A 332-nucleotide genomic window follows, 5' to 3' on the forward strand; every position below is an offset into this window, starting at 1 on the left:
CGGGAGACCCGCGTTCCGGTGGGGCAGCTCGCGGTCGGTGACCGGTTCGTGGTGCGGCCCGGTGAGAAGGTCGCCACCGACGGCACCGTGGTCGAGGGCAGCTCCGCCGTGGACGCCTCGATGCTCACCGGCGAGTCCGCGCCGGTGGAGGTCGGCCCGGGCGACGGCGTGACCGGCGCGACCGTCAACGCGGGCGGCCGGCTCGTCGTGGAGGCCACCCGGGTCGGCGCCGACACCCAACTCGCCCGGATGGCCAAGCTCGTCGAGGACGCCCAGAACGGCAAGGCCGCCGCCCAGCGCCTCGCCGACCGGATCTCCGCCGTCTTCGTGCC

1 pseudogene is annotated in these 332 nt (G+C 75.9%); it reads left to right on the forward strand.

From position 1 onward, the window contains the following. Nucleotides 1–332: pseudogene (locus tag OO57_RS38070) on the forward strand (heavy metal translocating P-type ATPase); the annotation flags it as partial.

The sequence above is a fragment of the Kitasatospora phosalacinea genome (assembly GCF_000717185.1).
Taxonomy (GTDB): Bacteria; Actinomycetota; Actinomycetes; order Streptomycetales; family Streptomycetaceae; genus Kitasatospora; species Kitasatospora phosalacinea_A.